General features: G+C 41.4%; 4 protein-coding genes and 1 pseudogene. 3 read left to right on the top strand and 2 right to left on the bottom strand.

Annotation, left to right across the window (positions count from 1 at the left end; all coding sequences use genetic code 11):
• The first annotated feature begins 658 nt into the window (after nucleotides 1-658).
• Nucleotides 659-2,767: a TIGR00300 family protein gene (locus AM228_RS16470; protein ID WP_054467202.1), complete on the top strand. Its 2,109-nt coding sequence runs from the start codon at nucleotides 659-661 to the stop codon at nucleotides 2,765-2,767.
• Between the two features lie 15 nt (nucleotides 2,768-2,782).
• Here the strand turns inward: AM228_RS16470 and AM228_RS16465 are convergent, their stop codons facing one another.
• Nucleotides 2,783-3,049, bottom strand: a complete 267-nt coding sequence (locus tag AM228_RS16465) for a thermonuclease family protein (RefSeq protein WP_054467201.1) — start codon at nucleotides 3,047-3,049, stop codon at nucleotides 2,783-2,785.
• 54 nt (nucleotides 3,050-3,103) lie between these two features.
• Nucleotides 3,104-3,295, bottom strand: a pseudogene (locus tag AM228_RS36845) (hypothetical protein); the annotation flags it as partial.
• Between the two features lie 262 nt (nucleotides 3,296-3,557).
• On the opposite strand from AM228_RS36845, the gene AM228_RS16460 reads away from it, so the two are divergent.
• Together AM228_RS16460 and AM228_RS16455 are read left to right on the top strand one after the other, a co-directional pair.
• Nucleotides 3,558-3,746, top strand: a complete 189-nt coding sequence (locus tag AM228_RS16460; RefSeq protein WP_054467200.1) for a hypothetical protein — start codon at nucleotides 3,558-3,560, stop codon at nucleotides 3,744-3,746.
• Nucleotides 3,747-3,790: 44 nt separating this feature from the next.
• Entirely contained in the window at nucleotides 3,791-4,483 is a 693-nt protein-coding gene (locus AM228_RS16455; RefSeq protein WP_054467199.1) for a hypothetical protein, read from the top strand.
• Nucleotides 4,484-4,987: the final 504 nt, after the last annotated feature.

Below are 4,987 nucleotides of genomic sequence, written 5' to 3'. Positions count from 1 at the left end.
AGTAGAGTCGAAATCTTATATATAAATGCACCCTTATGGCTCCCCCCTAGGTTTCACCTGGGGGTTTTTTTGGATTGGTGGACGGTGCGGTTAGGGACAAAGTAAGCGGATAGATTGTCCTTTTAAGAACTTTTAATACATCAAACTACCTATCGCCACATCTTGATGGTTTTGCATCGATTATTTCAATATATTGATGGTAATTTAAATATATTTAAGGTGCTTTATTAATAAGATTTAATTTAAGTTAATTGATATTTAATTAATTTTAATAAAATATTTTTTGATATTAAAAATAGCGTTTTTTTGTGGATTTAAATTAGCCAGATTAGCGAAAATATCAAAAAAATAATTCAGCGACCTAGGGACTTGACCCCCTGAAGAGTTTCTCCCCGGCAAATCATCCCCGGCAAGCCGCAGAAATCCCCAGAATATTCAGACTGAACAATATTCACAAGATTTACAAACAAATGTCAGGACGGAAGCATTGCGCCCGGAATGCTGTGATAAAATGAAAAGTTGGCTTGCTGACTGCAAACATTCCAGATTTCTGAAAAAAGTTCTGCTAACCAGAGCCGTTAGTTTTGTGTGACGGTGACACAAAATTACTAACTAAATTGACTCTCCGTACAAATTACTCATTAATTAGCGCGTAAATATGTCTTCTGATATTCGCATTCTCATGTGCCCTCCCCACCACTACGAAGTGGACTATGTAATTAATCCGTGGATGGAGGGGAATATTCACAAATCCTCACGCGATCGCGCCACAGAACAATGGGAAGGTCTCTACAAAGTCCTCAAAGAACACGCGATCGTTGACCTGGTGGAGCCCCAACAGGGTTGGCCAGATATGGTTTTCACCGCTAATGCTGGTGTGGTTTTGGGTCAAGTGGCGGTTGTCAGCCGGTTTTTCCACAAAGAACGCCAAGGAGAAGAACCCTATTTTAAAGATTGGTTCCAAAAACAAGGCTACACCGTTTATGAATTGCCGAAAGATTTACCCTTTGAAGGGGCTGGAGATGCTTTACTGGATCGCGGCGGCAACTGGTTATGGGCGGGTTATGGTTTCCGTTCAGAACTAGACTCTCACTCTTATCTAGCCAAATGGTTAGATATTGAGGTGGTTTCCCTGCAACTGGTGGATGAACGTTTCTATCACCTAGATACTTGCTTCTGTCCTCTGACGGGAGGTTATTTACTCTATTATCCTCCGGCTTTTGACTTCTACTCCAACCGCATTATTGAAATGCGCGTACCCGCTGAAAAACGGATCGCCATTCAAGAAGCTGATGCGGTCAAGTTTGCCTGCAATGCGGTGAATATTGGTCATACGGTGGTGATGAACCAAGTCAGTAATGACCTAAAACAGCAGTTGGCGAAAGTTGGCTTCCAAGTGATCGAAACTCCTCTGAATGAATTTATCAAAGCGGGAGGCGCTGCCAAGTGTTTGACCTTGCGGAGTACGGAACCCATTCAAGTTGAGCATCATGCCAATGTGCCGGTGGAAAGTCGGATTATTCGCCTGGAAGGACATTTGCTTGATTCTGGGTTGATGAACCGGGCTCTGGATAAAATTGTGGAAGGAGGCGGCAGTTTCCAAGTCCTGAGTTTTCAGTTGGGAGAACAGCGCCAAAGTACCTCTAAAGCAGAGGTTAAGGTTTCGGCCCCGTCTCACGGCATGATGGAAGAAATCGTTTCCCAGTTAATTAATTTGGGTGCGGTGAATTTGCCCCAAGATGAACGGGATGCCAAGCTACAGCCGGTGTTGCAAAATGGTGTCGCCCCAGATGATTTCTATGTGACGACGATTTATCCGACGGAAGTCCGCGTTCACGGACAGTGGATTCGATTGCAAAATCAGCGGATGGATGGCGCGATCGCGATTACCCATACTGCCGAAGGCCCGGTAGCCCGGTGCAAACTCCTGCGCGATTTAGAAGTCGGGGAAGATGTGGTGGTGGATGTGCAAGGGATCCGCACGGTACGCAAGCCAGAAACCCGCGACAGTAAGCAGGAATTTAGCTTTATGTCCGGCAGTGTGTCCAGCGAACGCCGGGTCGAGTTGGTGGTGGAACAAGTGGCTTGGGAATTGCGGCAAGTTCGCGATCGCGGTGGCAAAGTGGTCGTCACCGCAGGCCCAGTGGTGATCCATACCGGAGGTGGCGAACATTTAGCCAAATTGATCCGCGAAGGTTATGTGCAAGCCCTCCTCGGTGGGAATGCGATCGCAGTCCATGACATAGAACAATCTTTAATGGGTACTTCTCTCGGTGTGGACATGAAACGGGGAGTCGCCGTTCGCGGTGGGCACCGACATCACCTGAAAGTGATTAACTCCATTCGTCGTTGTGGCAGCATTGCCGCTGCGGTGGATCAAGGCTTACTGACTCGTGGCATTTTCTATGAATGCGTCAAGAATAATGTGCCATTCTCTCTCGCGGGTTCTATTCGGGATGATGGGCCGTTACCGGATACTCAAATGGATCTGATTAAAGCCCAAGCAGAATATACTCATCTGTTGAAAAATACCGACATGATTCTGATGTTATCGTCCATGTTGCACTCCATTGGGGTGGGCAATATGACCCCAGCAGGAGTGAAAATGGTCTGCGTAGATATTAACCCCGCAGTGGTGACTAAACTGAGCGATCGCGGTTCGGTGGAATCAACGGGAGTTGTCACCGACGTGGGTTTATTCCTCAGTTTATTAGTCCAACAGCTTGATAAATTGACCCAACCTTATAACCTGACTACTACTGTCTAATTCCCCCGGTTGAATTTAGGCGCAAAAACCCGGTTTCTTGAAGCAACCGGGTTTTTTCAATAAACCGAGTTTGAAACCCGCCCCTAATCCATTGACCCAGTCAGGAGAATCAATACAAGCAAGTTGAGTGGTAATCGATCTCCCTCCTTGATTCAAAACAACGGTATCGCCATCGGTAATTTTTTCAACTGTTGCGGTTAAGTGATTGGCGTTCACGGTCTGAGGAAAAACTGCCAAAATTATCCCAGTAATTAAACCAAACAATGATGTTTTAGTTTTCATATTTTTTCCTGCGGTTTTCAGTATGGGCGAAGCATTCCGGCATGGATTTAGGGCTTAAAAGCAAACTGATAACACTGTTCCAGGGGCATCAGAACCGTTGTGAATTACCGGGACAATTTCGGTGATTCCTACGATTTGATCATCGCCAATTGTAACATGATTAATAATCAGATTTACTCTGACTACATAAGTGATTTTTTCTAGGGTAAGTTGTTCGATTAAGAGGCGATCGCAGACAATTTCCCCGGCATTATCTCCTAAATCCTAAATATAAAATCGTATTCCCTTGCTGGATTTCCTGGCGTAATTTTGCCACTACCTCGCGATCAAGGGGAATGGCGATCGATTCGCGGATATTTATATGCTAACATATTCTAAGATATTCTAAGATATTCTAAGATGAATTAAGAGGTTTTGCGATGCCGATGCCGGAATTGTCAGGAATTAATGACCATTTGGTAAGTTAATATACACAGCCGATCTACAATTAACCGAGAAATTTATATCAATGAATATCAACTCACAACTGATTAAACGGGCGATCCACTACTGGATTAGTGGCTTAATTTTCTGCGAAGTAGCGATCGCGACAATTTACCTGGGCGGTGTGTTACTGAACCGAGAAGTTTATGCCCTTTTTGATATGGATGGTCGCCTGACTATCCCCACATTACAAGCATCGATTCTCTTATTTTAATCTTAAACACAAATTAAGAAACTAATAATTAAACAGTTAATTTTATGAATAGAATCAAAATTAGTGCAAATCAAGTCGCCCGATTGAATAATTTATTGTTAGGGACTTTGATAGCCTTTGAATTAGTTTTATTATCCATTTATCTAATTACTGTCTGGTTGTGGGGAAAAAGTCCGGCGATCATCGATTTTAATGGATTTCAAAATCTGCCCTCTTTGTTTTCAGCGGTGCAATTATTTTTTGTCGCTTGCGGGTTTATGGGTTTGGCGTTTTATCGGAGTTATCCCGGTCAAAAACCTTCTCGCCGGTTGGCGATAACCGTGGGTTTGATTATATTTTATGTTTCTGTGATTGATGAAACTTTTAAGGTTCATCAACATTTTTATAAACCTTTTTGTTGGCTGCTGATAGAAAACTGTCGCAGTTGGTACAATATTTATATTTATCTGTATATTGCCATAGCGATCGCGACCTTGGTTTTATTGTTCAAAGATTTAAAAGCCACTTGGAAATTCTATCCTTTTGCGGCATTTTTGGTCGGTTTCGGCATCTTTACTTTTTTGTTCGGTGCTTTGGGATTGGAGCTACTTAAATTCCAAGTGTTAAATACTGGATATGGGGCGATGGAAAAACTCCGAATTGGTTTAGAAGAATATCTAGAAATGCTGGGGATGACCTTAGCTTTATACGGAATTGGCCGATTTTTTACTCGCCGAATTTCTGATATTGATGGTTGATTGTTGGTTGTTGATTGTTGGTTGTTTATGGTTGATTGTTGATTGTTGTCTGTGGGGTGTGGGGGGAAAGTGAAAAGTCGTAGGGGCGTCCTTGCGAAGCATAATCCGTCAGGCTATATGGCCATTCGCCCGTACAAAATAAATATCACCATATCACTATTCACTATTCACTATTCATTATTCATTATTCATTATTCATTATTCATTATTCATTATTCATTATTCATTATTCATTATTTATTATTTATTATTTATTATTTATTATTTATTATTTATTATTTATTATTTATTATTTATTATTTATTATTTATTATTTATTATTTATTATTTATTATTTATTATTTACTATTTACTATTTACTATTTACTATTTACTATTTACTATTTACTATTTACTATTTACTATTTACTATTCACTATTCACTATTCACTCTTCACTATTCACTCTTCACTCTTCACTCTTCACTCTTCACTATTCACTATTTACTATTCACTATTCACTATT

The organism is Planktothricoides sp. SR001, from assembly GCF_001276715.1.
GTDB lineage: Bacteria > Cyanobacteriota > Cyanobacteriia > Cyanobacteriales > Laspinemataceae > Planktothricoides > Planktothricoides raciborskii.
The sequence above is the reverse complement of the archived record's forward strand: the minus strand, read 5'-3'. Positions and strand labels throughout refer to the sequence as shown.